General features: G+C 70.5%; 2 protein-coding genes. Both read right to left on the bottom strand.

Features of this window, described 5'->3' with window-relative positions; translation table 11 throughout:
* Positions 1 to 145 precede the first annotated feature (145 nt).
* On the bottom strand, positions 146 to 1,690 hold the full coding sequence (locus VFE05_22740) for a class I tRNA ligase family protein (GenBank protein ID HET6232912.1): 1,545 nt from the start codon (positions 1,688 to 1,690) through the stop codon (positions 146 to 148).
* On the bottom strand, positions 1,687 to 2,175 hold a 489-nt coding region (gene ricT, locus VFE05_22735), incomplete at its 5' end, for a regulatory iron-sulfur-containing complex subunit RicT (protein ID HET6232911.1). The genes VFE05_22740 and ricT, both read right to left, overlap by 4 nt.

The following is a 2,175-nucleotide window of genomic DNA, read 5'->3' as shown; positions in this document are numbered from 1 at the left end:
CCCACCCTCAACGCAACTCCCATCCCATCTTCACGCATCTTCCCCAAACCGCCCTTCCATAAACAGATAGCGGGAGCGTGGCAGTTGTGCCGCGCTCCCGTCATCTGTTGCATTCCGCCCGGATCCTGTCGCCCTGCACCGGCCGTCAGACCTTCTCCGCCAGCTCCGCGCGGGGGAAGAGCACGTCGCCCGCCGCCACCGTCCAGCCTGCGGGGTCGAGGGATGCGAGCGCGTCGATCAGCGGCATCTCGTCCCATCCGGAGCCGAGGCGGGTCCACAGGCCGCCCATCTTCTCCGGCATGAACGGCGAGAGCAGGACGGCGCCGATTCCGAGCGTGCGCACGAGCGAGGCGAGCACGGAATCCAGCTCCGCCGCCTGCGCCTCGTCCTTCGCCAGCTTCCACGGCGTCGTCTCCTGCACGAATCCGTTCGCCGCGCTGATCAGGCGGAAGGCCGCCGCGGCGCCGTGGTGCAGCAGGTTGGCATCCATCGCCGCGCGGTACTCCGCCACCGCCGCGTCCGCCTGCGCGTCCAGCGTAGTCCGAGCGGCCGCGGGGACGGTGCCGGCGCGGTACTTGGCGACCATGCTCAGCGTGCGGCTCGCCAGGTTGCCCAGGTTGTTCGCCAGCTCCGAGTTGTATCGCTCGTCGAAGCGCTCGAAGCTGAAGTTGCCGTCGCCGTCGAAGGGGATCTCGCGCAGCAGGAAGTAGCGGAACGCGTCGGTCCCGTGCCGGTCGATCGCCTCGCCCAGGTCCAGCCCGGCACCGATCCCGGCGGACTTGCTGAACCGCTCGCCGCCCAGCAGCACGAAGCCGTGCCCCCAAACGTGCTCCGGCAGCGGCAGCTCCGCCGCCTCGAGCATGGCGGGCCAGATCACCGCGTGCAGGCGGGTGATGTCCTTGCCCACCACGTGCAGCTGCGCGGGCCACCAGCTTTCGAATCCCTCGTCCGGGAAGCCCGTGTCGGTCAGGTAGTTGGGCAGCGCGTCGAACCACACCCACGTCCCCTGCGTCTCGCCGTTGGCCGACGCGACGGGGAAGGGGATCGCCCAGTTGAGGCGGGCGCGGGTGATGGAGATGTCCTCCAGCCCGCCGTCGATGAGCGCCAGCAGCTCGTTGCGGCGCGAGTCCGGGAGCACGAAGTCCGGGTGGGCCTCGAAGTGGGCGCGCAGGAAGTCCTGGTACTTCGTGAGACGGAAGAACCAGTTGCGCTCCTCCGTCCACTGCAGCTCGCGCGTGGGGTGGAGGACGCAGCGGCCGTCCACGATCTCGCCCTCGCGCTTGAACAGCTCGCAGCCCACGCAGTACCAGCCCTCGTACGTCTTCTCGTAGAAGTCGTCCGGGCTGCGCTGGTGGATGCGCTCGATGAGCGCCTTCACGCCGCGCTTGTGGTGCGGCTGCGTGGTGCGCACCCAGCGGTCGTTGGAGATGTTCAGCCGCCGCCACATGGCCTCGAAGTGCCCGGCGATGCGGTCCACCTGCTCCTGCGGGGTGACGCCGTTCGCCGCGGCCGCCTGCTGCACCTTCTGGCCGTGCTCGTCCATCCCCATGCAGAACCGCACCTCCTCGCCCAGCAGCCGGTGGTACCGCGCGATGGCGTCGGCGCCGATCTTCTCGTACGCGTGGCCCTGGTGCGGGTCGCCGTTGGCGTAGTCGATGGCGGTGGTGAGGTAGAACCGGCGCTGGGTCAATCGGGCCTCCGCTCCGGGCCGCGGCGCGGGCGGCGCACGGGGCGCTGCGTCTCGGCCGGGGTGGGGAGCTGCGGTTTGTCGTGGGTCGCGGGCGCCGCCGCGGCGGGCTGCGCCACCGTCTCTTCCTTCAGCTGCGCCAGGTCGATGGTGCGGCGCTGGCGGTTCTCGTCCTGCAGCGTCACCAGCGAGCGCCAGATGTCGATGCCCACCACGCGCTCCGCCCCCACGGTGGTGCGGATGGTCCGCCCCTCGCGCGGGAAGCGCTTGCGCGCCTGGAGGTAGGCGTCGTGCTCGTACGTGAGGCAGCACATCAGCCGGCCGCAGGTGCCGGAGATCTGCTGCGGGTTCAGCGACAGGTTCTGGTCCTTGGCCAGCTGCAGCGAGATGGGCTTGATCTCGCGCAGCCAGGTGGCGCAGCACAGCTGCCGGCCGCAGCGCCCCACGCCGCCCAGCTGGGCCGCCTCGTCGCGCACGCCGATCTGCTT

The organism is Longimicrobiaceae bacterium (genome assembly GCA_035696245.1).
Classification (GTDB): domain Bacteria; phylum Gemmatimonadota; class Gemmatimonadetes; order Longimicrobiales; family Longimicrobiaceae; genus DASRQW01.
This window is presented reverse-complemented; position numbering and strand designations above follow the sequence as displayed.